The organism is Pseudomonas sp. B19125, from assembly GCF_044218855.1.
Taxonomy (GTDB): domain Bacteria; phylum Pseudomonadota; class Gammaproteobacteria; order Pseudomonadales; family Pseudomonadaceae; genus Aquipseudomonas; species Aquipseudomonas edaphica.
Window position 1 is genome coordinate 5377040 of record NZ_CP162589.1, and the last position, 25578, is coordinate 5402617.

A 25578-nucleotide genomic window follows, 5' to 3' on the forward strand; every position below is an offset into this window, starting at 1 on the left:
TCAGCGCGAATCAAAGGTGGGCGCTGGCTTGCCTTCCCTTCAACCTTTCAGGGTAAAATTAGTAACAGATTCTTACAGACCACAGAGGGAGCTTGTCGTAATGATCGTAGGAATCGACCTGGGGACGACCAATAGCCTGGCCGCCGTGTGGCGCGGCGATGCGGCCGAAATGGTGCCCAATGCGCTTGGCCAGTTGCTGACCCCCAGCGTGGTCGGCCTGGATGATCAAGGCCGTATCCTGGTTGGCCAAGCCGCCAAGGAACGCCTGCATACTCACCCACTCCTGACCACGTCGCTGTTCAAGCGCTACATGGGCAGTGCCACCGAAGTGCGCCTGGGCGACCGCTCGTTCCGCCCCGAAGAGCTGTCGGCGCTGGTCCTCAAAAGCCTCAAAGAAGACATCGAGCGCACCTACGGCCAAACCGTCACCGAAGCAGTGATCAGCGTGCCCGCCTACTTCAGCGACGGCCAGCGCAAAGCCACGCGCATTGCCGGTGAACTGGCGGGGCTCAATGTTGAAAAACTGATCAACGAACCCACCGCCGCCGCCTTGGCTTATGGCTTGCACCAGCGTGACAAGGAAACCTCGTTCCTGGTGTTCGACCTCGGCGGCGGCACCTTTGACGTGTCGATCATCGAGCTGTTCGACGGTGTGATGGAAGTACGCGCCAGCGCCGGCGACAACTTCCTGGGCGGCGAAGACTTCGACACGTTGTTGCTGGAACACTTCGTCGACAGCCAGCGCAATGCCCAGGGTTTTCCGCCCACCAGCAGTGTATTGCAAGCCCTGCGCCGCGAAGCCGAGCGTGTGCGCAAAGCCTTGGGTCAGGACGACAGCGCCGAGTTCGCCCTGCGTATAGATGGCCGACAGTGGGTCACAACCATCACCCAGGCCGAACTCGCCAAGCTCTACACGCCGTTGTTGGAACGCCTGCGCGCACCGATTGAACGCGCCCTGCGCGACGCACGGATTCGGGTCGGCGACCTCGATGAAATCCTGCTGGTCGGCGGCACCACGCGCATGCCGCTGGTGCGCAAACTGGCCGCAGGTTTGTTCGGGCGTTTCCCGTCCATCAGCCTCGACCCGGACCAGGTGGTCGCCCACGGCGCGGCGATCCAGGCCGCGCTCAAGGCCCGCTCGGCGGCGCTGGAAGAAATCGTGCTGACCGACGTCTGCCCCTACACCCTGGGTATCGAAACCTCGAACCAGTACGGCGGCCATATCGAGAGCGGGCATTACCTGCCGTTGATCGAACGCAACAGCAGCGTGCCGGTGAGCCGGGTCAAAAGTGTGGTCACGCTCTACGACGACCAGCCCCGCGTGCTGCTGAAAATCTACCAAGGCGAAAGTCGCCTGGTGAAAGACAACATCGAACTGGGCCAGTTGGAAATCCCCGTGCCCAAGCGCAAGGCTGGCGAAGTCTCGCTGGACGTGCGCTTCACCTACGACAACAACGGTTTGCTCGAAGCCCAGGTGAACATCCCGCTGACCGGTGAGCAGCACTCGCTGGTGATCGAGAACAACCCCGGCGTGCTCAGCCCGCAAGAGATCCAGCAACGCCTGCAAGCGTTGGCATTGTTGAAAATTCACCCGCGCGACCAGCAGGTCAACACCGTGCTGACCGCCCGCCTCGAGCGGCTCTACCAGGAAAACCTCGGCGAATTGCGTGAGCAACTCGGACACTGGGCCGCGCAGTTCCAGCAAGTGCTCGACACCCAGGACGAACGCCGCATCCGTGAGGCCCGCAGCGAGCTGACCCGACAACTTGAGCAACTCGATAACGGGTTCTGGCGCTGAAGGAAATCCACATGGACTGTTGGACAGTGTTGCAACTGGCAGACGATGCCGACGAACGGACCATCAAGCGCACCTACGCGCGACTGCTGAAAAACTGCCGCCCGGACGATGACGCCGAGGGTTTCCAGCGCCTGCGCGAGGCCTATGAACAGGCGCTGAACATCGCGCGCTGGCGGGCCGACAACGAGGAAGTGGAAACCGTCGAGGCGCCAATGGCCGAGCAGGCACACGGCAATCTCAACGATCTGGCTGAACTGATGGACGTTCGCCCCTTGAGCCCTGCGTCGTTCGAACCGCCCATGGCGAAAAACGCGTATGACCTCGCCGAGCTGATGAACATCAGCCCACTCAGCCCCGCCGCGTTTGAAGCGCCAAAGCCCGACCCGGCCCACGCGCTGCTCGCCGGCGTGAACGTGCACAACCTCGATGAACGCTGGGCCCAGGCCCAACAGCAGAGCTGCGAAGAAACATTCCAGGCCGGCCTGCTGCGCCACTGCTTTGAAGCCCCCGGCGAGCGCAGTGCAATTGCCGGTTGGGCGATGCAACACCTGGAATGGCTGACGCCCTGGCAACAGGTGGTGATGACCCCGTGGCAGCACGAAGCCCTCACCAGCGAGCTGCTGCAGGACTACCGCCGCACCTTGCAGGAACTGCTGGAGCAAAAGGCCGAGCGCGAGTTCATCACCCAACTGACGCACTACAACGAGCAAGCCTGGCTGCGGGTGTTCGATCAGCAGCAACAGTGGCAGCGCATTATTCTGCAACTGCTGCACGACACCCAATGGAGCGTGCCGCTGTTTGAACGCGTGTGCCAGGCCTTTGGCTGGGACGACCAGAAAGGCGTGTACCCGGAACCTGAGTGGATGTGGCGTGGCTTGGTGTCGCGTTGCGAGCAGGAAAGCTTTTATCAGCACCTGCAAACCAAGGCGCAGGACACCACTTGGAAGTCCGCCGATGCCATGGCCGCACGTCTGCTGCTGACGCCCCTGTCAGAGACGCATCAATACAGGATGACGGCAAGTTTCAGCCACAACGATTGGAACGCTTGCCAGCAGTTGGCCGAAACATTGAATTGGCGCTACCCGCAGTTGCTGGAACGCCTGCCACAGACTGATGTGTTTTTCTGGCGCAAGTTTCTGCCCCGTCCGGTGTCCCATCACTGCTGGGTACAGGTATGGGGCGGCCTGGCACTGGCTACCGCCGTGGCCGTTACTCCACATACCACATCGAACTGGACCACCGAAGCGATCATGCTGGTAGCGCTGACCTTTATCCCAGCCTTCATCGCGATTCGCGGCGCCCAATTATGGGCAGCCTTGACCGCATGGCTGATCGTCCCAGACCTGTGGCTAAGCAAGCGTATGCTGCCGGAACGCTTCAACCCGCATCAACATTGGCTGGTGTTGCGCCACAGTATCCCGCAGTTATGCCTGTTACTGACATTCGGCTTGCTGCTGGGAGTGATGGGCATGGCGACGTACCTCGGGATGATTCTGATCCACCTGTTTCACCGCAAGCGGATCGGTAAAGTCAGCGAAAATATCGAGCACCTTTACCCTTGGATCAGCGGCCTGCATTGGGCGCACTGGAGCCCGCTGCAGCCCGTATTTTTAACGGTGATGCTGCTGGCTACCCTGCTTAGCCAGCGCTACCTGCCCGAAATTCCATGGACCAGCCTGATCCACTTTCTATAAACCCTTGAAGCCTGGCCGCCCTGCCGTCAGGGTGGCCCGCAACTTGCGTTCGATCATCGCCCACAACCCGCCTTCCCCCACTTTCATCGCCCCCGCACCGCCCCGCACCATGGCCGGCACCTGCATAAACCCAATAACAACAGGTCCAACACCATGAGCACGTTCCGCCCGCGCCAGCTATTGCTGGCAACTGCTGTCGCCAGCCTTGCCCTGCCCGTCGCCGCCGAAGAACACGGCTTTCTCGAAGACGCCAGCGCCAACCTCAACCTGCGCAACTTCTTCTTCAACCGCAATTACACCAACCCGACCAAAACCCAGGGTGGCGCGCAGGAGTGGACGCAGAGTTTTATCCTCGATGCCCGCTCCGGCTTCACCCAGGGCACGGTGGGTTTCGGTGTGGATGTATTGGGCATGTACTCGCAAAAGCTCGATGGCGGGCGCGGCACCGGAGGCACCCAGCTATTGCCGCTGGACCGCGACGGCCGCCCGGCGGATAACTTCGGGCGTCTTGGGGTCGCGTTCAAGGCGCGAATCTCCAAGACCGAAGTCAAGGTCGGCGAATGGATGCCGGTGCTGCCGATTTTGCGCTCGGACGACGGCCGCTCCCTGCCGCAAACCCTGCGTGGCGGGCAGATCACCTCAAAGGAGATCGACGGCCTGACCCTCTATGGCGGCCAGTTCCGCGCCAACAGCCCACGCGACGACAGCAGCATGACCGACATGTCGATGGTCGGTAAAACCGCCTTCACCTCCGACCGTTTCAACTTCCAGGGCGGTGAATACGCGTTCAACGACAAACGCACCCAAGTCGGCGTGTGGAATGCCCAGCTCAAGGACATCTACAGCCAGCAATACATCAACTTGATCCACAGCCAACCCATAGGCGACTGGACCCTGGGCGCCAACCTCGGCTTTTTCTACGGCAAGGACGACGGCAGCGCCCGGGCAGGTGACTTGGACAACAAGACCTGGTCCGGCCTGTTCTCCGCCCGTTACGGCGGCAACACCTTCTACGTCGGCCTGCAAAAACTCACCGGCAACAGTGCCTGGATGCGCGTCAACGGCACCAGCGGCGGCACCCTGGCCAACGACAGCTATAACTCCAGCTACGACAACGCCCAGGAAAAGTCCTGGCAAGTGCGCCACGACTACAACTTCGCCGCGCTGGGCATACCTGGCCTGACCTTGATGAACCGTTATATCAGCGGTAGCAACGTGCATACGGGCACCATTACTGATGGTAAGGAGTGGGGCCGCGAGAGTGAAGTGGGCTATACGGTGCAAAGCGGCACCTTCAGGAACCTCAATGTGCGCTGGCGCAATTCCACGATGCGTCGTGATTACAGCAACAACGAATTTGATGAGAACCGGTTGATCGTCAGCTACCCGATAAGTCTGCTGTAAACCAGCGTCGGACTTACTGTATGGTGCGCGCCTGCCGCTGCTGATCCGCCCAGCAGCGGCCTCTATTCGAGCGCATGCACACCATGAAATTCTTCGCCATGCTGGTCCTGGCTCTGAGCCTTTGCGGCTGCATCGGCGCACCTGTCGTCCTGACGCCGCAGACGGCGCAACGCTTGCAGGCTCAGGCGCCCATCCGCTTTTTGTTGACCTTCGATGACGGCCCCAGCGCCTCGGGTTATAACAACCCCAGCCGGTCGGTGATGGCCGATTTGCTGCACAACCCGATACTGCCGGGCATCAAGGCGGTATTTTTCCTGCAGACCGAAGCGTCCCGCTCCGGTGGCAGCCTGCGGGGTCGCAAGACCATGGAGCGCGAATACGCCGCCGGGCATGTGTTGGCCTTTCACACAGCCACGGCGTTTCACACCAACCACCGTTGGCTCAATGACGCCGAGCTGGAAAGCACCCTCACCGAGGGCGCAGCCGACATTGCGTCGATCACTGGCACTGCGCCCACGCTGGTACGCCCACCCTTCTGGAACTACGACCGGCGCACCTTCGCCGCCTACCAGCGCCACGGCATGCATGTGCTGCTGACTGACCTGAGTGCCAATGACGGAAAAATCTGGGGTTTCAATGGCAGCCCACGCCGGCGAGCGAACTTGTATCGGCAACTGTCTGTGGTGCGCGAACGCATTGCTCTGGGCGAACTGCCAACGGTGGACGGCGTGATACCCGTGGTGGTGACCTTCCACGATATCAACCGTTACACCGCGCGACACATGCAGGAGTACTTGCAAATCCTGATGGACAGCGCTCGAATCAATGGCATGAAGGTCGCAGCCGAGCCGTTCTACACCGACCACGCCACGCTGGAACGCGCAGCGCTGGCACGCACAGTCAAGGATATGAATGAAGTAGTGCATCTGCCGGGGGTGTGGAACTGGGTGTGGGATGCGGACTCGCATTAGTCGCTCTGCGACGACCGGTTATATTTGCTGCTACTTGCGCTTGCCGCTCATGGGGAACTCAAGTTCACGCCGCCAACACACATAGGGACGTCAATAAAAAAGAGAATCCCATGAACGTCACTTCGCCATCGCTTAATCAGCATTCGATTGCCCTCCCGGATACAACGCCAACAGCATCGCAAGCGCCCATTGAGATCAGTGCCCGGCGTTCCTACTACGTGGGGCGCGACAGACCGATAGATTTTCTATACCTATCCTCGCATTCCAAACTCACTCCCGATCAGCATCCGCTGGACAGTACCCAAAAAAAATACATCAACACCGACGTATTGCGACACGACAAGCACGTGAAGTTCTACCAGGAAATCGCCTACATGAGCGAAAACGGCAAGCCGATAGGCTCGTCCTCCAACGAACTTGTAATCGAGACCGGTAACCGTGCCGACAAGGTAACCATTAAAAAAGGCCCGGGTCATAGTCTGATCGCGACCATCAACAATAAGCCCTATCAACTGAACCTGCTGACGTCCCCTGACGGCAGTGAATCGCAACCCTTACGCATCAGGACCAACGGGGGCGACGATTGTGTTCTGATCGATCCTGAAGTTAAAAACGCCATTCGCATCGAGCTCGGCGCCGGCAATGATTACGCGCGTGCCGGCGCAGGAGACACCCGCCTCTATGGCGGTGCGGGAGACGATATGCTCAAGCTTGGGAGCGGCGACGGCATCGCATTCGGTAACGATGGCAATGACGTGTTGATCGCCGGCACCGGGAACGGTGTCCTGAAAGGCAACAATGGCAATGACCGTATGCAGGCAGGAAAAGGCTCGGCTGATCGTCGCCTGTTCATGGACGGCGGCGACGGTCACGACTTCATGATTGTCACGCGCAACGACACTCAAATCCCGACAGTCCTGCACGGCGGCAAAGGTGAAAACCTGATCGTCGCAAATGGCCCCGCCACAATTTACACCGGGCGCGACAAAAACATCGTCAGGTCTGATAACGACAATACCGTCATCTACGCCAAACCGTCGGACGAGGTTCATCGTACCCCGGGCTCCCAGCGCGTTCACACGCAACACAGCGAGGTGGGCAAAAGTGGCTATGTGATTGAGGGCTCTACCGAGTTCGTACAAAACGTAGAAGACGATATGGAGCTGCTAAGAATATCCCGGCAAGGCAAGAGAATGCTCGGTACTGCCGACGCCGCGGCTCAGCGGAATGATTCCCCGGTACGCATTACTGAATTGACGGAGGACAACGGCAGCTACTACTTCAGTAATGCGGCCATTCGCAACCACCTCGAAGCAGGTCACTCTATGGATACGCTGGCACCTGCGGCCCAAGGCTTCATCACACACCAACAAGCTGGCGCCGTCGCAACGGGTGCGCAGATACAATACAACCCCTCGTATTCGCTGGATGCAGACAGCGCACCCGTCAACGCCCTCTATCACGAAATGGCCCACGCCTATAATGGCGCCTCGGGAACGTTCCTCGCAGGCAGCACCGCCATACCGGAGAACCCCGACGGTGAACCCAATGATGAACGGCAAGCCGTAGGGCTGTTTACCGTGGCTCAGCCATTTAATTTTGTAGGTCACCCCGCGGCCGAACCGAGTACAACAAACCCCAAGCCGTTTTCCGAAAATGGGTTCCGAGAGGAGATGCGCCGTCCGTTACGCACTACCTACACCTGAGGGGTATTGAGCGAGGGAGTGGGTTGATCAAACCGACTCCCGTGACTCGACGCCCAGCTCATCCCACACCGACTCGGCCAAGTGGAACGTCGCATTGGCTGCCGGTATCCCGCAGTAGATCGCGCTCTGCATCAGCACTTCCTTGATCTCGGCGCGTGTCACGCCGTTGCTGGCGGCGGCACGCAGGTGAAGTTTTAATTCTTCACTACGATTCATGCCGATCAACATGGCGATGGTGATCAGGCTGCGGGTATGCCGAGGCAGGCCGGGGCGGGTCCAGATATCACCCCAGGCGTGGCGGGTGATCATTTCCTGGAACTCGCTGTTGAACTCGGTCAGGGCATTGAGGCTGCGGTCGACATGGGCATCGCCCAGCACTTCGCGACGCACTTGCAGGCCATCGGCATAACGTTGTTTCTCGTCCACAAAAACTCCTTAAACATTTGATAGAAGCTCGAACACGTGTGGCGAGCAGGCTTGCCCTGCGCTGGGGCGCGAAGCGGCCCCAAAACCTGGCGATGCGGTTCATCGGGAAGAACGCGGTGGCTGTATCAGGGCCGCTTCGCCGCCCAACGCAGGGCAAGCCTGCTCGCCACAACAAGCCTGTCTGTCACAACAAGCCTGCTATACAGAACACGTCAGCTCTCCAGAACAAGCTCGCTGCCACAGGTTTAATCAGCCAACAGGAACGCCAGCACGCGGTCGCTGAACGCGGCGCCGGCCTGTACGTTGGACAGGTGCGCCGCGTAGAACTCGGCGTACTCGGCGCCCTTGATCTGATTCTGGATAAAGCGGCTGCCGGCCGGCGGCGTAACGGCATCTTCGGTGCCGGCAATCGCCAGGGTCGGCACTTGGATCGTGGACAGTTGCTCGCGCAAATCCGCATCGCGTACGGCTGCGCAGTTGGCGGCGTAACCTTGGGGCGACGTGGCGGCAAGCATGTCGGTAATCTGCTGGGCCTGGTGCGGGTTGGCGGCGGCGAAATCGGCGGTAAACCAGCGTGCAATCGACGCATCGCGCAGCGCTACCATGGCCGCCGCACCGTCACGCAAAACCATCTCGATTCGCGGGTTCCAGATCTCCGGCGTGCCGATCCTGGCGGCGGTGTTGCACACCACCAGGCGCAGCAGGCGATCACCTGCGTGGATGCCCAGCCATTGGCCGATCAGGCCGCCCATGGACAGCCCGCAAAAATGCGCACGCTGAATATCCAGCGCATCGAGCAACGCAATCACATCGCGACCCAGCTGCTCGATGCTGTACGGCCCTTCGGTGACCAGGGATTTGCCATGGCCACGGGTATCGAAACGCAGTACGCGAAAGTGCTGGGTGAAGGCCGGGATCTGGATGTCCCACATATGCAGGTCGGTGCCCAACGAGTTGGACAACACCAGCACCGGCGCGCCCTCAGGCCCGTCCAGTTGGTAATGCAATGGGCCTTCGGCCAGTTGTACAAATGCCACGGCGGTCTCCTTACGCAGTCAAAGCAAAATGGTCGGTCACCGCACGGGTAACCCAGGTTTGAGCCTGGCCCAAGTAATGGGCCGGATCGAGCAGGCGGTCCAGTTCCACCGCCGACAACTCGGCGGTGACCTGTGCTTCGTCCGCCAGAACCGCGCGCAGATGTCGCCGTTCGGCGACGGCGCGTTTACAACATTGCTCCAATAGATGGTGAGCGGTCTCGCGGCCCAGGCGCTGGGCAAGCACGATACTCACGGCTTCGGCCAGCACCAGGCCCTGGGTCAGATCGAGGTTGTGCGCCATGCGCTCGGGGTCGACCTCCAAGCCTTGGCTCACCAGCAGCGCCTGTTTCAAGGCACCCGACACCAGCCGGCAAATCTCTGGCAGGGTTTCCCACTCGGCGTGCCACAGGCCCAGGCTGCGCTCATGCTCCTGGGGCATGGCGCTGAACATCGTCGCCACCAGCCCCGGCACGCGGGTGGCCGCGCTGATCAACACGGCGGCGCCGACGGGGTTGCGCTTGTGCGGCATGGTCGATGAGCCACCCTTGCCCGGCGCCGATGGCTCGAACACCTCCGCCGCTTCGGTCTGCATCAACAGGCTGAGGTCGCGCCCCAGCTTGCCGAGGCTGCCGGCGATCAGGCCGAGCACGCCGGCAAACTCCACCAGTCGATCACGTTGGGTGTGCCAGGGTTGCTCGGGCAGGCCCAGTTGCAGCTCAGCCGCCAAGGCCTGCGCCACCGGCATGGCGTGCTCACCGAGTGCCGCCAGGGTGCCGGACGCGCCGCCAAACTGCAGCACCAGCAAGCGCGGCTTCAGCTCGGCCAGGCGTTGGCGACTGCGCGTCACCGCGCCCAGCCAACCGGCGATTTTCATTCCGAGGGTGACCGGCGTCGCATGCTGCAGCCAGGTCCGCCCAGCCAAAGGTACGTCGGCATAACGCTGGGCCTGGGCAGCAAGCACCTCGCCCAATTGCGCCAGGTCCGCTTCAATCAGCGCGAACGCCTGGCGCAGTTGCAGCACCAGCCCGGTGTCCATCACATCCTGGCTGGTCGCGCCCAGGTGCACGTAACGCTCGGCACCGGCATCTTCAGCAGTAATCAACTTGCCCAAGGCCTTCACCAGCGGAATTGCCGAATTCCCCGCCGAGGCAATCGCCTCGCCCAGGGCATCCACATCGTAAAGCGAAGCCAGGCACGCCTGGGCAATCGGCGCGACGGCGGCTTGCGGAATCAGCCCGACCCGGGCCTCGGCCCGGGCCAGCGCCGCTTCGAAATCCAGCATGCCCTGCAAACGTCCCTGGTCGCAGAACACCTCGGCCATGCTGTCAGCGGTGAAGTAAGCGTCGAACAGTTGATTGCTCGTGCGCAGTGTCATAACTCATCCCTAGAGGTCGTGATGTAGATAAGCCGCCTGTTTGGGCAGACGCAGGCTGAACAGGAAAGCGACCGCCATCATCGCGGTGACGTACCAGTAAAAGGTATTTTCCATGCCAATGGATTTCAGGCTCAACGCAACGACTTCGGCCGAACCACCAAAAATCGCATTCGCCACCGCATACGCCAGGCCCACACCCAGTGCGCGCACCTGCGGCGGGAACATCTCCGCTTTGACCAGGCCGCTGATCGAGGTGTAGAAGCTGACGATCGCCAAGGCCAGGGTGATCAGCACAAAGGCCAGGAACGGACTGGTGACGGTTTTCAGGGTCAGCAGGATCGGCACGGTGAACAGCGTGCCCAGGCCTGCGAACCAGAGCATCGAATTACGTCGACCGATCTTGTCCGCCAACATGCCGAACAGCGGCTGCATGCACATGTACAGGAACAGCGCGCCGGTCATGATGTAGCTCGACGTCTTGGCGTGCATGCCCACGGTGTTCACCAGGTATTTCTGCATGTACGTGGTAAAGGTGTAGAAAATCAACGAGCCACCGGCGGTGTAGCCCAGCACGGTAATGAAGGCTTTGCCGTGGTCGCGGAACAGCGCGACGATGCTGCCGGCGTCTTTGTCTTCACGCATTTCCTTGCTGGTGGTTTCTTTCAAGGTGCGACGCAGCAGCAGGGAGATCACCGCAGCAATGGCACCGATCACGAACGGAATACGCCAGCCCCAGGCGCGCAGTTCTTCTTCACTCAGGATCTGTTGCAGGATCACCACCACCAGCACCGCCAGCAATTGGCCGCCGATCAGGGTCACGTATTGGAATGAGGCAAAAAAGCCGCGCTGGCCCTTGAGTGCCACTTCACTCATGTAGGTCGCCGTGGTGCCGTATTCGCCACCCACCGACAGGCCCTGGAACAGGCGCGCCACCAGCAGCAAGGCCGGCGCCCAGGCGCCGATATCTTTGTAGGTGGGCAAAAAGGCGATGACCAGCGAACCGGCGCACATCATCAGCACCGAGATCATCATCGAATTTTTGCGCCCGTGCTTGTCGGCCACTCGGCCAAACAGCCAGCCACCGATGGGTCGCATCAGGAATCCGGCAGCAAACACCCCAGCGGTGTTGAGCAACTGGACCGTGGGATCGTCCGAGGGGAAAAACGCCGGGGCAAAATAAATCGCGCAGAAGGCATAGACGTAGAAGTCGAACCATTCGACCAGGTTGCCGGAGGAGGCCCCGACAATCGCAAAAATCCGTTTGCTGCGTTCTTCTCCGGTGTAGTGACTCGTTTTTGTTGTCATGTTTTTTTACTCAGTGGGAACGGTTATAGCCTAGACATACTTTGCAACAACCATGTTCCGCAAGCAGACTTTTGCATAGGTGCGGCCTTGAGGGCGCCATCGCAGGCAAGCCAGCTCCCACCTTTGAACCTGTTCACCGTTCAAAATGTGGGAGCCGGGCTTGCCCGCGATGGCGCCCGCCAGCTCAACTCAATAATCGAAGAACACCGTCTCCTTGTCTGTGCCCTGCAAAATCACATTCCACTGATGCACACCCTGCGCATCCGGCTTGGCAATCAACGTGCCGCGACGCTCAGCAGGCACACACGCCAGCAACGGGTCATCGCCATTCAACGCTTCGCCATCGAAATAGATCCGCGTCAGCAGGTGCTTGACCAAACCACGGGCAAACACCAGCACCACCAGATGCGGCGCCTGGGTCGTGCCTTGCAGGCCCGGCACACTGCCCGGCTTGATGGTGGTAAACCGAAAGCGGCCTTCGGCATCCACCGGCACCCGGCCAAACCCTTCAAAGGTGGGATCGACGGCCTTGGCCTGCTCGTCTTCGGGGTGGTCGTACTTGCCGGCGGCATTGGCTTGCCAGACTTCCAGCATGGCGTCGTTGACGACATCACCGTTGCCGTCCACCACCTGCCCGCTGATTGCCACGCGCTCGCCCAAGGTGGCCGGCACGGTCAGGTCTTCGCGGTTCAGCCAGGTCAGGCCGATGTGGTAATACGGCCCGACGGTTTGGGACGTGGTCGCATTGAGGGTCATCTCATTTCTCCATCGGCGTGGCGTCGCGGCCGCGCAAAACGATGTCCCAGCGATAGCCGAGGGCATAGGACGGAATGGTTTTTTCCAGATCAAAACGCGCGATCAGACGCTGCTTGGCGCTGGTGTCCGGCACACAGTTGTAGATCGGGTCGTATTCCAGCAGCGGGTCACCGGGGAAATACATCTGCGTGACCAGTCGCGTCAGCACGCTGGGACCAAACAGCGAGAAGTGGATATGCGCCGGGCGCCACGCGTTGTGGTGGTTGCCCCACGGGTAGGCGCCGGGCTTGATGGTCTGGAACTGATACCAGCCGTCGGCGTCGGTGACGGTGCGGCCGGTGCCGGTAAAGTTCGGGTCCAGCGGCGCATCGTGCAGGTCGCGCTTGTGGTTGTAGCGACCGGCGGCGTTGGCCTGCCAGATCTCCACCAGAATGCCCGGCACCGGCAGGCCGTTTTCATCCAGCACACGGCCGTGGATGATGATGCGCTCGCCCTGGGGCTCGCCTTCGTGCTGGGCGGTGAGGTCGTTGTCCTTCTCGTTGATCCGCTCGGCGCCGATGGTCGGGCCAGTGATTTCCGACAAGGAGTGCGGCAGAAACACCAATGGCTGGGACGGCGAACGCAGGTTCGTCGACTGGTAGGCCGGGTGCAGGTAATCAGGTTGGGTGCCCGCTTGCGGGCGCCGGTAACCGGGCTTGTCACTCATGGAGCAATCCTCTCTTATCAGATGCGTTCAATCGCCAGGGCCAGGCCTTGGCCGACGCCCACACACATGGTCGCCAGGCCTTTGCGGCCGCCGGTTTTCTCCAACTGATGCAGTGCCGTCAGCACCAACCGCGCGCCGCTCATGCCCAACGGGTGGCCAAGGGCGATGGCGCCGCCGTTCGGGTTGACCTGCGCGGCATCGTCGGCGATCCCCAGTTCACGCAGCACCGCCAGGCCTTGGCTGGCGAAGGCTTCGTTGAGTTCGATCACGTCAAAGTCGGTGACCGCCAAACCAAGGCGCTCCACCAGTTTGCGCACCGCCGGCACCGGGCCGATGCCCATCACCCGCGGCGCAACGCCGGCGCTGGCCATGCCCAATACGCGAGCGCGGGCGGTGAGGCCGTGCTTTTTGACCGCTTCGGCAGACGCCAGAATCAGCGCCGCCGCACCGTCATTCACGCCCGACGCATTGCCGGCGGTGACGGTTTTATCCGGGCCATTGACCGGCTTGAGTTTGGCCAGGGCCTCCAGGGTGGTGTCGCGTGGATGCTCGTCGTGCTCCACCACGGTTTCGCCTTTTTTATGGGCGACGCGCACCGGCACGATTTCTTCAGCAAAGAACCCGGCGGCTTGCGCGGCGGCGGTGCGTTGCTGGCTGCGCAGGGCGAAGGCGTCCTGATCGGCGCGGGACACGTGGTAGTCGTCGGCGACGTTATCGGCCGTTTGCGGCATCGCATCCACGCCGTATTGGGCCTTCATCAACGGGTTGATAAAACGCCAGCCGATGGTGGTGTCTTCCAGTTTCATGTTGCGCGAAAACGCCGCGTCAGCCTTGCCCATCACGAACGGCGCACGGGACATCGACTCGACGCCACCGGCAATCGCCAGCTCCATTTCGCCGCTGGCGATGGCGCGGAAGGCCGTGCCGATCGCGTCCATGCCCGAGGCGCACAGGCGGTTGAGGGTCACGCCCGGAATGCTTTGCGGCAAGCCCGCCAACAGCAACGCCATACGCGCGACGTTGCGGTTGTCTTCACCGGCCTGGTTGGCGCAGCCGAGGAACACTTCGTCGACCGCGCTCCAGTCCACCGACGGGTTGCGCTCGATCAGTGCCTTGATTGGCAACGCTGCCAAGTCATCGGCGCGCACCGTGGACAAGCCACCGCCGAAACGGCCGATGGGCGTGCGGATGGCATCACAGATAAAGACGTCACGCATCAGGCTTCTCCCGGTGCTTGGCCGTGGGCAGCAGCAGTGCGCGCTTCGAGATCACGCAGCGCGGTCAACTCCACGTCGGTCGGCTCGGCGGTGGTGCTTACGTGGTCGGCAAAACGAATCGCCCAACCGGTGGCTGCCACCACTTGCTCGCGGGTGACGCCAGGGTGCAGCGCGGTGACCACAAACTCATGGCTGCCCTCCTCCGGCTCCATGATGCACAGGTCGGTAATAATCCCTACAGGGCCGGCGCCAGGCAGGCCCAGGCGCTTGCGTGAGTCACCGCCTTCGCCATGGCCGACCGAGGTGATGAAGTCCAGCTTGTCGACAAACGAACGCGCCGACTGCTTGAGGATGATCAACACGCTCTTGGCGGAACCGGCAATCTCCGGCGCGCCACCGGCACCCGGCAGGCGCACTTTGGGTTGGTGATAATCGCCCACCACGGTGGTGTTGATGTTGCCGAAGCGGTCGACCTGGGCGGCGCCGAGAAAGCCGACGTCGATGCGCCCGCCTTGCAGCCAGTAGCGAAAAATCTCACCGGTCGGCACGACCGTGTCGGCGGTTTCTGCCAATTCGCCGTCACCGATCGACAGCGGCAATACGCTTGGCTTGGCGCCAATCGGGCCGGATTCGTAAATCAGCACCACGTCCGGCGAGGAGGTCAGGCGTGCCAGGTTGGCGGCCTTGGAAGGCAAGCCGATGCCGACAAAGCACACCGAGCCGTTCTTGAGGCGGCGCGCGGCGGCGACGGTCATCATTTCATTGGTCGAGTAAGCCATTACTTGGCCTCCTGCGCGTGGGCCAGCTTGGCCTGGAATTCACTGAAGTCAGCGGTGCCGTGGATGTATTCGTCGATCCACGCGGTAAAGGTCCCACGGTCGCGGGCGATGGGGTCCCACGCCTGATAGAAGCGGTTGTCGCGCTCGTTGTAGCCGTGGGCGTAGGACGGGTGCGCACCACCGGGTACATGGCACACCGCAGTCAAGGCCCAGGTCGGCAGTACGCAGCTGTTCATCGGTGCATTCAGGTCATCGACGATTTCTTCGACGGTGACGATGCAACGCTTGGCCGCCAGGGCCGCTTCCTTCTGCACACCGAGAATGCCCCAGAGCAGCACATTGCCCTTGCGGTCGGCCTTTTGTGCGTGGATCACGGTGATGTCCGGACGCACCGACGGCACGGCCGCCAGCACTTCGCCAGTGAATGGGCAGGTGACGGTTTTGATCAGCGGGTTGACCTTGGGCAGGTCGGAGCCGGCATAGGCGCGCAGCACCGCAAACGGCAGGCCCGAGGCTCCGGCAACGTAGGCATTGGCCAGGTCGGCGTGGCTGTGTTCTTCGATCTCCAGCGGCTGCGGCCATTGCTTTTCAACGGCGTCGCGCAGGCGATGCAGGGAACCCACGCCCGGGTTGCCGCCCCAGGAGAAAATCAACTTGCGCGCGCAGCCGGCACCGATCAACTGGTCGTAGATCAGGTCAGGCGTCATGCGCACCAGCGTCAGGTCTTTCTTGCCCTGACGAATGATTTCATGACCCGCTGCCGTAGGGATCAGATGAGTGAAGCCTTCGAGGGCGACGGTATCGCCGTCGTTCACGAAGCGCTTGACCGCATCACGCAGGGTGAGAATTTCAGCCATGGGGTTGGGCTCCCGGTGTTGATCGAAAAAGGCGCTGAGGTGGCGCCGAAGTGCTTGAAGATTAAGCCGGGCAAATGGGCCAAACAATCCGATAATCGACTCAGCGTTCGATTATCGAACGGATTGTTGTCTAGCTAATCGTTTACGAAAACTCGCTCAGTCTGAGGGCCTGGCTTATGTGGGAGCTGGCTTATGTGGGAGCCAGCTCCCACCCAAGCCAGCTCCCACACAATTTAGCGCCCACTTGAATCGCGCGGGGATCAGGTAGCATCCGCATGGCTGACCATGCCCTTGATCACCACGGCAGCCGTGGCCAACGCCGCCGGAATCACCAGCGCCGTCAGCACTTGTTCGAAGTTCCAGCCCAGGCCCAGCAAGGTGGCGCCCATCCACGCGCCGAGGATCGCGCCGAAGCGACCGATGCCGAGCATCCACGACACACCGGTCGCGCGGCCCTGTGTCGGGTAGAAGCGCGCGGCCAGGGATGGCATGGCCGATTGCGCGCCGTTGACGCACATCCCGGCGATCAACACCAAGGTCGCCAGTACGGTGATATTGCCCAGGCTCTGCCCCACTGCGTAGGCAAACACCCCGGCCAACAGGTAGAAAGTACCGATGACCTTGTGGGGATTGAAGCGGTCCATTGCCCAGCCCACGCCGACCGCACTCAGCACGCCGCCGAACTGGAACAACGCGCCGATAAAGGCTGCCTGTTCCATACTGGCGCCGCTGTCGCGCATCAGGGTCGGCAGCCAACTGGTCAGCAGGTAAACAATCACCAGGCCCATAAAGTAGGTGAGCCACAGCAGCAGGGTGCCGGCGCTGTAGGTGCCGGAGAAGATCACCGCGAACACGTTGCGCGCCTTGACGGTTTTTTGCTCGGGCACGCTGAAGCTGCTCGCCTGGGCAACGATCGTAGGTTCGATAGGGGACAACGTCTTGCGCACCTTGTCGGTGCCACGGTTGCGCACCACCAGGTAACGCGCCGATTCCGGCAGCCATACCAATAGCACCACCGCCAAAATCAACGGCAGAATGCCGCCGATCAGCAGCAGGCTATGCCAGCCAAACGCCGGGATCAGCTTGGCCGAGATAAACCCGCCGCCGGCCATGCCCAGGTTGAAACCGCAGAACATGCTGGTCACCAGCAACGATTTGTGGCGCTCGGGGGTGTATTCGGACAGCAGCGTCGTGGCGTTCGGCATCCCTGCGCCCAGGCCCAGCCCGGTCAGGAAGCGCAACACCAGTAGCTGATCGACGTTGCTGCTGTAGGCCGAGGCCAGGCTGAATGCGCCAAACACCAACACCGCACTCACCAGCACCACTTTGCGGCCAAAACGGTCCGCCAGCGGGCCGGAACCGAGCGCACCAAACACCATGCCGATCAACGCGGCACTCATTACCGGGCCGAGGCTGGCGCGGTCGATGCCCCAGTCCTGGGACAGCGCAGGCGCAATAAAGCCCATGGCAGCGGTGTCGAGGCCATCGAGGAAGACAATCAGGAAACACAGGATTACCACACGCCACTGGTAACGCGAGAGTGGCTGGGCGTTGATAAAGGACTGCACGTCCAGGGTGGTACCGACAGAAGGCTGATTCATTATTTTTATTCCACACCGATGGCGGGCCAACGACCTGGGGTCGTCGTTATTATTGGGCGGCTCTTCAGAGCGCTGCCGCACAGTAATAAGTCGGGGGAAACAGCGTCAATTGATCAAGCCGGGATCTGTGCGGTCACCGAACACTTAGGCAAACAGTTGCGCACTCAACTCGCGGCTGGCGCTGAGCATGCTTGGCAAAAACCGCTGCTCTAGCTCGCTGCGGCTGACACGCCCGGCGTGGGTGCTGACATTGAGCGCGGCCAACACCTGGCCGGAAGCGTCGTACACCGGCACGGCGATGGAGCGCAAACCCTGCTCCAGCTCCTGATCGACGATGCACCAGCCTTGTTGACGCACTTGTTGCAGGCATTCGAACAAGGCTTCGGGCGTGGTCAGGGTGCGGCTGGTCTTGGTTTGCAGGTCGGCGTGGTCGAGATAGTCCTTGAGCGAGGCATCGTCCAGCGCCGCCAGGAGGATGCGCCCCATCGATGTGCAATACGCCGGCAAACGCCCGCCCACCGACAGGTCCACCGAGATCAGGCGCTGGGTGGTGGCCGAGCGGGCGATATAAAGGATGTCGTCGCCTTCCAGGGTCGCCATGTTGCAAGCCTCGTGCAATTGCTCGCTCATACGGTCCAGGTAAGGCTGGGCCGATACGGCCAATGGCGTGGAGGACAAATACGCATGCCCCAGGGTCAAGACTTTGGGCAGCAGCGAATAGGTGCGCCCATCGGTGGTGGCATAACCGAGCTTGATCAAGGTGTGCAGGCAACGGCGTACGGCGGCACGCGGGATTTCGGTGCGATGACTGATCTGGGCGATGGTCAGGTGGCGTTTGCGCTCCTGAAACGCCTGCACCACGGCCAGGCCGCGCGCCAGGGAGGTCATGAAGTCCGGATCACCGGTAAACGCCTGGATACGCTTGGCCGGTGAAGCCACGATCGGCGGCGCCACTGATGCGAAGGAGTTGCGCAATTGATCGTTCATTTCCAGGGTCCTTTCTCTTGTTTTCAACCGCAGGGAGGGTTGGCCGCCATTACAAGCCGTGCCGGCCGGGATGCACAAGGTTGCGCCCGCAACATCGGGCGATTATCGGACAGCCATGCGATTATCGCAATTTTGCCGATGGAACCCGACAGCCGGGTAGACCACTACAGTCATGCGCAAAACACGCAAATGACTCACACCGTCATGTAACAAAAGTCTCACACGAAGTTGACGCTTTTTAACTTAATGCTGATAGTTTTATCCAAATGCGCCGCTATAATGCAGCTTGTGCAGAGGTCAGCCCGATTTCATTATCATCGGGAGTGGAGCTCACGAGGCGATGCGCGTTACAGGCATCATCGGTCACACATACCTGTTTATAAGATCTGCCCTTTGGCCCTTTTTCAAACTTGAATGGTTCTACTGTTCAATTTTGAACAACCCGAGGACGACTTTCAGGCATGACGCTGCACCGTCAATACACTCAACTTAATTAGGTAACACTGTGACGAAAGACGAACTGCGCGCGGAACTTGAGCGCCAGGAACAACGTTACAAGGACGTTTACGGCGGGGAAGTCACCACCTACGCCGCGCAACCTGAACCCGAGCGCAAACCCTGGCGCAAACGGGCCAGTTTGCTGGATCAGGCATTTGCCCAGGAAATTCAAAAGATTGAACAGGAACTCAAGACCGAAGAGCCATAAGCCCTTCGCTCAGAGTTTCCAGGGTCTTGCTGTCTCTGCCGGCCCAGCGCCGGCGGAAGGCACCGTGCATTGGCTCACCATTGGTCAGCGTCCTGCTGCCGCCAACGAAATTTCATACAAATGTTTCAGACATGACGTTTGCATGACAAATCCGTGTCTTTTCGGCCCCGCACTTTATAAATCAAAGACTTGCCAAAGCCCCGAAAACCCTGGGATGCGCCGCTTTGCCCGGTGTTTTTTCAGTGAAGATTGTTACCGATGAGCAGCTAATGCATCGATTACTGAGGTTTTCTGGCATAATCGCGCCCCCTTACGACCGGGTCAGAAAACCTTCATGATCGATTTATTCAGCGGACTGGATGCTTGGGTTCTAGTGAGCCTGTTGCTCGCCCTGGCCTTTGTCCTCGCCTTCGAGTTCATCAATGGCTTTCATGACACCGCTAACGCGGTGGCCACAGTCATCTACACCAAAGCCATGCCGCCGCACCTGGCCGTGTTCTTCTCCGGGGTGTTCAACTTCCTCGGCGTGTTGCTCGGTGGTGTCGGCGTCGCCTACGCCATCGTGCACTTGCTGCCGGTGGAGTTGTTGATCAATGTGAACACCGGCCATGGCCTGGCAATGGTCTTCTCTTTATTGGCAGCGGCGATCACCTGGAACCTGGGCACCTGGTACTTCGGTATCCCGGCCTCCAGCTCCCATACCTTGATCGGCTCGATCCTTGGTGTCGGCCTGGCCAATGCCCTGATCAACGACATCCCCTTGGCTGACGGTGTGAACTGGCAGAAAGCCATCGATATCGGTGCTTCCCTGGTGTTCTCGCCGATGGCCGGCTTCCTGGTCGCAGCTCTGGTGCTGATCGGCCTGAAATGGTGGCGCCCACTGTCGAAAATGCACAAGACCCCGGACCAGCGCCGCAAACTTGACGACAAGAAGCACCCACCGTTCTGGAACCGTCTGGTACTGGTGATCTCGGCCATGGCCGTGAGCTTCGTACACGGCTCCAATGATGGCCAGAAAGGCATCGGCCTGATCATGCTGGTGCTCATCGGTATCGTACCGGCGCAGTTCGTACTCGACCTGGGCAGCACCACTTACCAGATTGAACGTACTCGCGATGCCACCGTGCATTTGAGCCAGTTTTACGAGCGCAATAACGCCACGCTCGGCGAGTTCCTGGCACTGGGCAAAAGCGTGAAGGACGACCTGCCGGGCAAGTTCCGGTGCAACCCGCAGCAGACCGAGCCGACTATCAATGCCTTGATGGAAACCCTGAAAGGCGTTTCCGACTACCACTCGCTGACTGCCGAGCACCGCATTGAAGTGCGCCGCTACTTGCTGTGCCTGGACGACACCGCGAAGAAAGTCGGCAAGCTGCCGGGCCTGGATGCGCGTGAGAAGTCCGACCTGGACAAGCTGCGCAAAGACTTGACCGCCACCACCGAGTACGCCCCGTTCTGGGTGATCCTCGCCGTCGCACTGGCCCTGGGCCTGGGTACCATGGTGGGCTGGAAGCGTGTGGTACTGACCATCGGTGAGAAGATCGGCAAGCAGGGCATGACCTATGCCCAAGGCATGTCGGCACAGATCACCACGGCGAGCATGATTGGCTTGGCCAACATTTTCAGCCTGCCGGTTTCCACCACTCACGTACTGTCTTCAGGCGTGGCCGGCACCATGGTTGCCAATAAGAGCGGCCTGCAAGGCGGCACGGTGAAGACCATCCTGATGGCTTGGGTGTTGACCTTGCCGGCAACCGTGGGCCTGTCGGCCGGGTTGTTCTGGCTGGCGTCCAAGGCATTGGGTAGTTGATAGGCTGCGGCTGAAAAAGAAGGCGCGATCCTGATGGGGATCGCGCTTTTTTTTATCTCACAACTACAGGTGCGGGACGCAGAGCGTCCTCGGCGGCATTCCCACGCGGAGCGTGGGAACGATCACATTAAATAGCAGGCAAAAAAAAGGGCGACCGAAGTCGCCCAAAATGCCTTGCGTGCTCATGTAACCCAGAAGAACTTACGGTTCTTTACGCTTATTAGCGTCCTTCCAGATAAAAATCCCAAACCCTACAAAAAACAGCACCATGAGGCTGACAGTCAGCACCCCGGCAAACACCACATTATCGAAAAACATGACCGGCCTCCTGCTCATGCCCTGTTGCGATAGGGCTAAGTTAATGGAGAAGGCGGAGTGGAAAATTGACCGGGATCAATGTCGCCCGCAACGGGGCTTAAAGAAGGGTAATAACTGACCTGCATCAACAAATGCAGGCCGTTTCAACGCTTTTTCGGCTTGTTCTTGGGTTTTTTCTTAACTTTGCCAAGCGGCATCGCCTGCTCAAATGCCTGGCGAACTTCATTCAGGCGCTTGTCATTCAAGTCATGCACACGTTTGGCACGTTCGGCATTCAGGTCGATCAGTTTGTCGTCTTCACTCATGGCTGGGCTTACGTCGTGGCGGGAATGGCTCAATAATGCGGCCTCTCCCGCTCGACGGCAAATGCCAGGGTGAAAATCCTCGTACTTCTCTTTCCTGGCGCTTATTTATCCCGCTCAAACGTAATGATGGAACGTGTAGTCCCCGGCCAATTCGGCATTTGGCGCCAGGGCGTCAGCACTTCCAGCGTATCGCCCCTGACCTGAAAATCGCGGCATTGCACCGTCCCCACCCACGCCGGATTCCAGGCAGAATCAACCTCTGTGCACCATTGATTGCCCTCGACCCGCTCAATACCGGTATAAGCCACCAGCGTATTCAACAGCGCTGATTTTTCAGCGTCGGAAGCGCCGGCTTTTCTTCCCTCACCGGTCAACACGAAAGCCACTCGATGATCCGCGGTAAAAATAACGCGCCCGGAAGGACGGCTGCCCATTGCCGGAATTTTCTCACGGGTATCCTGGGACTCGACCTGATAGCCGACCAGCTTCCAGGCCCCGACCAGCGGTGACTCATTCGCTGCTGCGCCCGCGCAAAGGCCCATCGAAACAGCCAACCCGATCACATTTGCCTTTATAGGGAATTTCATCGCTCTACCGTCTCAAAAAAGACACAGAGCTTTGCGCACGGCTGCCCGGGGAGATGTAGGGCATATCCCCAAACTACGACAGGAGAATCTGCGGGCGACAAAAGGAAGCACATCGCCCAAAATCGACACTTCCCAACTTACCCTGTAGGCGCACTCAGTTGGCACTGCACAATGACCTTCCGCCGCTGCTGGCCCTGCGCGCTTTTGAGGCGGTGGCGCGGCACTTGAGTTTTATCAAGGCCGCCAATGAGTTGTCGGTTACCCAGAGCGCACTCAGCCACCAAGTGCAAAAGCTCGAACAGTATCTGGGCAAACCACTGTTTATCCGACGCACCCGCGCGATTGATCTGACCGCCGACGGCCAAGGTTACTACGACGAAATCCGCCCGGCCCTCGATATGATCGCCGCCGCCACCCGCGCGCAGAAAGTCGCCCCCACGACCACAATTTTGCGCGTGGGCCTGCTGGCCTCGTTTGCCACCCTGTGGCTGGCCCCGCGTCTGGCCGGGTTTCTCAACCGCTACCCGCATATCCAGGTGGAACTGCTGCCCGCGATTCAATTAGCCAACGTCGCCACCGCCGAGGTCGACCTGGCCATCCGCTATGGCAAGGGCGACTGGCCCGATGTACAGGCCACGCGTTTGATGGCGGAAGTCATTTCACCGGTGTGCAGCCCGGCCTTCAAGGCCAGCCAACTGCACAATGCGCCCTTGTTGATGGCCACCTCGCACCGCCCTTTCGAGTGGACGGATTGGTCGGCGCACTACCAGGTCAACCTCGACCACCATTCCCGCGTGCTGCTGCACGACTACAACATCGTGGTCGAAGCCGCCGTGGCTGGCCAAGGCATCGCCATGGGCCGTCACCGCCTGATAGAGCGCAGGCTCAAGGACGGCAGCCTGGTGGAAGCCTTTGACTGGCCGCCCTACCACAGTGAAATCGGTTACTGGCTGATCGTGCCTCAAGGCCCTGCGAGCCAAGCGGTCGAATGCTTCAGTCAATGGTTGAAAGACACCTGCGCCGATGCATGAGCTATTTCGATACGTCGAGTGAGATCTATCCGTTTGTCGCCCATTGATACAACAAACATGCTCAAACCTCTTAACCCAAGAGGATCCAACATGAGCGACTCCATCCGCCAACGCGTACAAGCCCTTGGCCTGACGCTGCCAACCCCTAGCCAGCCGGCGGCCAATTACATCAATCATGTGGTCAGCCAGAACCAGCTGTTTATCTCCGGGCAAATTCCTATGCTCGACGGCAAACCCGCCTACATCGGCCGGCTGGGGCAATCCCTCAGCGATGAAGAAGGTGCCCAGGCAGCAGAGCTGGCGGCGTTGGGCTTGCTCGGCCAGTTAAGTGCTGCCGTCGGTGATGACCTGTCGCGTGTAGTACGCATTCTCCGCTTGGGCGTGTTCATCGCCAGCAGCGGCGATTTCACGCGCCAAAGCGTAGTTGCCAATGGCGCATCCAATCTGGTGGTCAATGCCCTGGGCGACAAAGGCCGGCACGTGCGCACCGCCGTCGGTGTGTCGAGCCTGCCCGCCGGCGTCGCCGTGGAGGTGGACGCAATTTTCGAGCTGCTGTCGTGAGCCCGCTGCAGGTCCAGCATCTGCGTGACGACACACCTGGCTGCCAATCGGGCATCGTGCACTTCAACCATGCCGGTGCCTCGCTGCCGAGCCAAGCCACCCTCGACGCGATCATCGACCAGTTGCAACGCGAAGCCCGCGATGGCCCGATGGAGGCCGGCGAGCATGGCGCGATCCTGGTGGAAAAAGCCCGGCGCGCAGCTGGGCAATTACTCAATGCGCCCGTCTCCTCGATTGCCTTCGCCAGCAGCGGCTCAACCGCCTGGAGCCTGGCGTTCCAGGCCTTGGGGCCGTGGCAGCCGGGCGATCGCATCCTGGTCGGGCGCCATGAATGGGGCGGCAACCTGGCGAGTATGCAGTTGGCCGTGCAAGCGGGTGCCCGAGTGGAGGTGATTCCCTGCGATGCAACCGGCGCAGTCTGCCCATTGGCGCTGGAAGCAATGATTGATGCCAACGTCAAGCTGATCGACCTGACCTGGCTGCCGGCCAACGGCGGCCTGATCAACCCTGCCCAGGCCATCGGCGAAGTGGCCAGGCGCCACGCAATCCCCTACTTCATCGACGCCGGCCAAGCGATCGGCCAGTTGCCGGTGGATGTGCAGGCGCTGCACTGCGATGTGCTCAAGTCGGCCGGGCGTAAACACCTGCGCGGGCCGCGGGGTACGGCGCTGCTGTATGTGCGACCAGACTTTCTGCAACGCCTGAGCCCCGCCCAGCGCGACGTGTTCTCGGCGCCCTGGACCGTTGAAGGGTTCGACCTGCGTAACGATGCCCGCCGCTTTGAAACCAGCGAAGTGTCCTACGCCTTATTGGCGGGGTTGGGCAATGCGTTGCAGGAAGTTAACCGACTGGGCGTGGAGCGGACATGGGAAAGGGTCTTGCAGCTTAGCGGACGAATCCGCGACGCGCTGCGTCAGATTCCGGGCGTTTCCCTGCACGATCTGGGCACGCTTCACTCAGGATTGATCGCCTTTAACCTCGCCGGCTGGGAGGCGTTTGAACTCAAACGTCGGCTGGGATTAAAGCGCATCAACATCGGCGCCAATGGTGTGGCCTACACGCCTCTGGATATGCAGGCGCGGGGTCTTACAAGCATCGCGCGGGTTTCTGTCAGCCCACTCAACACCGAACACGACATCGAGTTGCTGATCGCCGCGCTGCGCGAATTGCGCGATTAAACCTCGACGTCCACCCACAAACCCTGGCGCGGCGCGTCCTCGATCAGCGGCGCTACCGGCACGGTGTTGTCGGCGTTGAGCTCATCGCCGGGGATCGCCAAGTGCGCGTCAGGGTCTTCATCCGCTTCGCGCCGGCGTTTCTGCTGTTCTTGCTGGCGGCGTTGTTCTTCGCGCAGTAACAAAGTCGACTGCTCGGCATCGCCCTTTTTCAGGTCGATGGTGCTTTCGTTGGAGCCGGCCTGCACGGGCACCACGGGCGGGATATCCGGCTTCTGGCGCACCGGATCAAGTTGCGACGTGACCGGTACAACGCTCAAGGGCAGTATGGGTGGCAGCATGGTTTTTAGTCTCCTATTGCGCAGACTGTCGGCTGCGGGAGGGGCGACTTGAGCATCAAGCCCCCAACTTGTGAACCAATCGTCATCTATCCGACGAACATATCGCCCTTTTTCTTGCCGCTTGG

26 protein-coding genes are annotated in these 25578 nt (G+C 60.6%); 11 read left to right on the top strand and 15 right to left on the bottom strand.

What is annotated here, in order from left to right; translation table 11 throughout:
* Positions 1-100: 100 nt before the first annotated feature.
* The 5 genes from AB4P96_RS24485 to AB4P96_RS24505 all read left to right on the top strand — a co-directional run bounded on the left by AB4P96_RS24485 (position 101) and on the right by AB4P96_RS24505 (position 7573).
* A complete protein-coding gene (locus AB4P96_RS24485) occupies positions 101-1798 on the top strand; it encodes a molecular chaperone HscC (RefSeq protein WP_395600174.1) in 1698 nt (565 codons plus the stop codon).
* An 11-nt stretch (positions 1799-1809) separates the two neighbouring features.
* Positions 1810-3492, top strand: a complete 1683-nt coding sequence (locus tag AB4P96_RS24490; protein WP_395600175.1) for a J domain-containing protein — start codon at positions 1810-1812, stop codon at positions 3490-3492.
* Positions 3493-3645: 153 nt separating this feature from the next.
* Positions 3646-4896: an OprD family porin gene (locus AB4P96_RS24495; protein WP_186616823.1), complete on the top strand. Its 1251-nt coding sequence runs from the start codon at positions 3646-3648 to the stop codon at positions 4894-4896.
* A gap of 83 nt (positions 4897-4979) precedes the next feature.
* Entirely contained in the window at positions 4980-5867 is an 888-nt protein-coding gene (locus tag AB4P96_RS24500; protein ID WP_017137240.1) for a polysaccharide deacetylase family protein, read from the top strand.
* A 110-nt stretch (positions 5868-5977) separates the two neighbouring features.
* A complete protein-coding gene (locus AB4P96_RS24505) occupies positions 5978-7573 on the top strand; it encodes a M91 family zinc metallopeptidase (protein WP_395600176.1) in 1596 nt (531 codons plus the stop codon).
* A 27-nt stretch (positions 7574-7600) separates the two neighbouring features.
* Here the strand turns inward: AB4P96_RS24505 and pcaC are convergent, their stop codons facing one another.
* The 11 genes from pcaC to pcaR form a co-directional block, all read right to left on the bottom strand.
* Positions 7601-7999 (bottom strand): 4-carboxymuconolactone decarboxylase, encoded by a 399-nt coding sequence (gene pcaC, locus AB4P96_RS24510; protein WP_017137238.1) that lies wholly within the window; start codon positions 7997-7999, stop codon positions 7601-7603.
* A 245-nt stretch (positions 8000-8244) separates the two neighbouring features.
* A complete protein-coding gene (gene pcaD, locus AB4P96_RS24515) occupies positions 8245-9036 on the bottom strand; it encodes a 3-oxoadipate enol-lactonase (RefSeq protein ID WP_017137237.1) in 792 nt (263 codons plus the stop codon).
* Between the two features lie 10 nt (positions 9037-9046).
* Positions 9047-10411, bottom strand: a complete 1365-nt coding sequence (locus AB4P96_RS24520) for a 3-carboxy-cis,cis-muconate cycloisomerase (RefSeq protein ID WP_395600177.1) — start codon at positions 10409-10411, stop codon at positions 9047-9049.
* 9 nt (positions 10412-10420) lie between these two features.
* The gene (locus tag AB4P96_RS24525) at positions 10421-11716 is read right to left on the bottom strand and encodes an MFS family transporter (protein ID WP_017137235.1); all 1296 of its coding nucleotides are present in this window, start codon (positions 11714-11716) and stop codon (positions 10421-10423) included.
* Positions 11717-11905: 189 nt separating this feature from the next.
* Entirely contained in the window at positions 11906-12472 is a 567-nt protein-coding gene (pcaG, locus tag AB4P96_RS24530; protein WP_395600178.1) for a protocatechuate 3,4-dioxygenase subunit alpha, read from the bottom strand.
* Position 12473: 1 nt separating this feature from the next.
* Positions 12474-13178: a protocatechuate 3,4-dioxygenase subunit beta gene (gene pcaH / locus AB4P96_RS24535; protein ID WP_017137233.1), complete on the bottom strand. Its 705-nt coding sequence runs from the start codon at positions 13176-13178 to the stop codon at positions 12474-12476.
* A 17-nt stretch (positions 13179-13195) separates the two neighbouring features.
* The gene (pcaF, locus tag AB4P96_RS24540; protein ID WP_395601000.1) at positions 13196-14398 is read right to left on the bottom strand and encodes a 3-oxoadipyl-CoA thiolase; all 1203 of its coding nucleotides are present in this window, start codon (positions 14396-14398) and stop codon (positions 13196-13198) included.
* Positions 14395-15174: a CoA-transferase subunit beta gene (locus AB4P96_RS24545; RefSeq protein WP_058421725.1), complete on the bottom strand. Its 780-nt coding sequence runs from the start codon at positions 15172-15174 to the stop codon at positions 14395-14397. The genes pcaF and AB4P96_RS24545 overlap by 4 nt, the downstream gene beginning before the upstream one ends.
* Positions 15174-16031, bottom strand: a complete 858-nt coding sequence (locus AB4P96_RS24550; protein WP_017137230.1) for a CoA transferase subunit A — start codon at positions 16029-16031, stop codon at positions 15174-15176. The genes AB4P96_RS24545 and AB4P96_RS24550 overlap by 1 nt, the downstream gene beginning before the upstream one ends.
* Before the next feature lie 260 nt (positions 16032-16291).
* Positions 16292-17632: an MFS transporter gene (locus tag AB4P96_RS24555; protein ID WP_017137229.1), complete on the bottom strand. Its 1341-nt coding sequence runs from the start codon at positions 17630-17632 to the stop codon at positions 16292-16294.
* A gap of 144 nt (positions 17633-17776) precedes the next feature.
* The gene (pcaR, locus tag AB4P96_RS24560) at positions 17777-18619 is read right to left on the bottom strand and encodes a pca regulon transcriptional regulator PcaR (RefSeq protein ID WP_017137228.1); all 843 of its coding nucleotides are present in this window, start codon (positions 18617-18619) and stop codon (positions 17777-17779) included.
* On the opposite strand from pcaR, the gene AB4P96_RS24565 reads away from it, so the two are divergent.
* The 3 genes from AB4P96_RS24565 to AB4P96_RS24575 all read left to right on the top strand — a co-directional run bounded on the left by AB4P96_RS24565 (position 18608) and on the right by AB4P96_RS24575 (position 21135).
* Positions 18608-18829, top strand: coding sequence for a hypothetical protein (locus AB4P96_RS24565; RefSeq protein WP_157786502.1), 222 nt, complete (start codon positions 18608-18610; stop codon positions 18827-18829). The two genes, pcaR and AB4P96_RS24565, sit on opposite strands and share 12 nt — an antisense overlap.
* 295 nt (positions 18830-19124) lie before the next feature.
* Entirely contained in the window at positions 19125-19325 is a 201-nt protein-coding gene (locus AB4P96_RS24570) for a hypothetical protein (protein WP_003189295.1), read from the top strand.
* A 334-nt stretch (positions 19326-19659) separates the two neighbouring features.
* Entirely contained in the window at positions 19660-21135 is a 1476-nt protein-coding gene (locus AB4P96_RS24575) for an inorganic phosphate transporter (protein ID WP_017137227.1), read from the top strand.
* 201 nt (positions 21136-21336) lie between these two features.
* On the opposite strand, the gene ccoM is transcribed toward AB4P96_RS24575, so the two are convergent.
* The 3 genes from ccoM to AB4P96_RS24590 form a co-directional block, all read right to left on the bottom strand.
* Positions 21337-21453, bottom strand: a complete 117-nt coding sequence (gene ccoM / locus AB4P96_RS24580) for a cytochrome c oxidase subunit CcoM (RefSeq protein ID WP_017137226.1) — start codon at positions 21451-21453, stop codon at positions 21337-21339.
* Positions 21454-21596: 143 nt separating this feature from the next.
* Positions 21597-21791 carry a hypothetical protein gene (locus AB4P96_RS24585; RefSeq protein WP_138452551.1) on the bottom strand — a complete coding sequence of 65 codons (195 nt, stop codon included), beginning with the start codon at positions 21789-21791 and terminating at the stop codon, positions 21597-21599.
* A gap of 68 nt (positions 21792-21859) precedes the next feature.
* Positions 21860-22345, bottom strand: coding sequence for a lipocalin-like domain-containing protein (locus tag AB4P96_RS24590; protein WP_395600179.1), 486 nt, complete (start codon positions 22343-22345; stop codon positions 21860-21862).
* A 158-nt stretch (positions 22346-22503) separates the two neighbouring features.
* Between AB4P96_RS24590 and AB4P96_RS24595 the strand changes: the two genes are divergently transcribed.
* From AB4P96_RS24595 to AB4P96_RS24605, 3 genes are all read left to right on the top strand, one after another.
* Complete coding sequence (locus tag AB4P96_RS24595; protein WP_169985436.1) at positions 22504-23376, top strand: LysR substrate-binding domain-containing protein; 873 nt, start codon at positions 22504-22506, stop codon at positions 23374-23376.
* A gap of 90 nt (positions 23377-23466) precedes the next feature.
* A complete protein-coding gene (locus AB4P96_RS24600) occupies positions 23467-23937 on the top strand; it encodes a RidA family protein (RefSeq protein WP_099548591.1) in 471 nt (156 codons plus the stop codon).
* Positions 23934-25115 (top strand): aminotransferase class V-fold PLP-dependent enzyme, encoded by a 1182-nt coding sequence (locus tag AB4P96_RS24605; protein WP_395600180.1) that lies wholly within the window; start codon positions 23934-23936, stop codon positions 25113-25115. The genes AB4P96_RS24600 and AB4P96_RS24605 overlap by 4 nt, the downstream gene beginning before the upstream one ends.
* Here the strand turns inward: AB4P96_RS24605 and AB4P96_RS24610 are convergent.
* A complete protein-coding gene (locus AB4P96_RS24610) occupies positions 25112-25453 on the bottom strand; it encodes a hypothetical protein (protein WP_017137220.1) in 342 nt (113 codons plus the stop codon). The two genes, AB4P96_RS24605 and AB4P96_RS24610, sit on opposite strands and share 4 nt — an antisense overlap.
* Positions 25454-25578 lie beyond the last annotated feature (125 nt).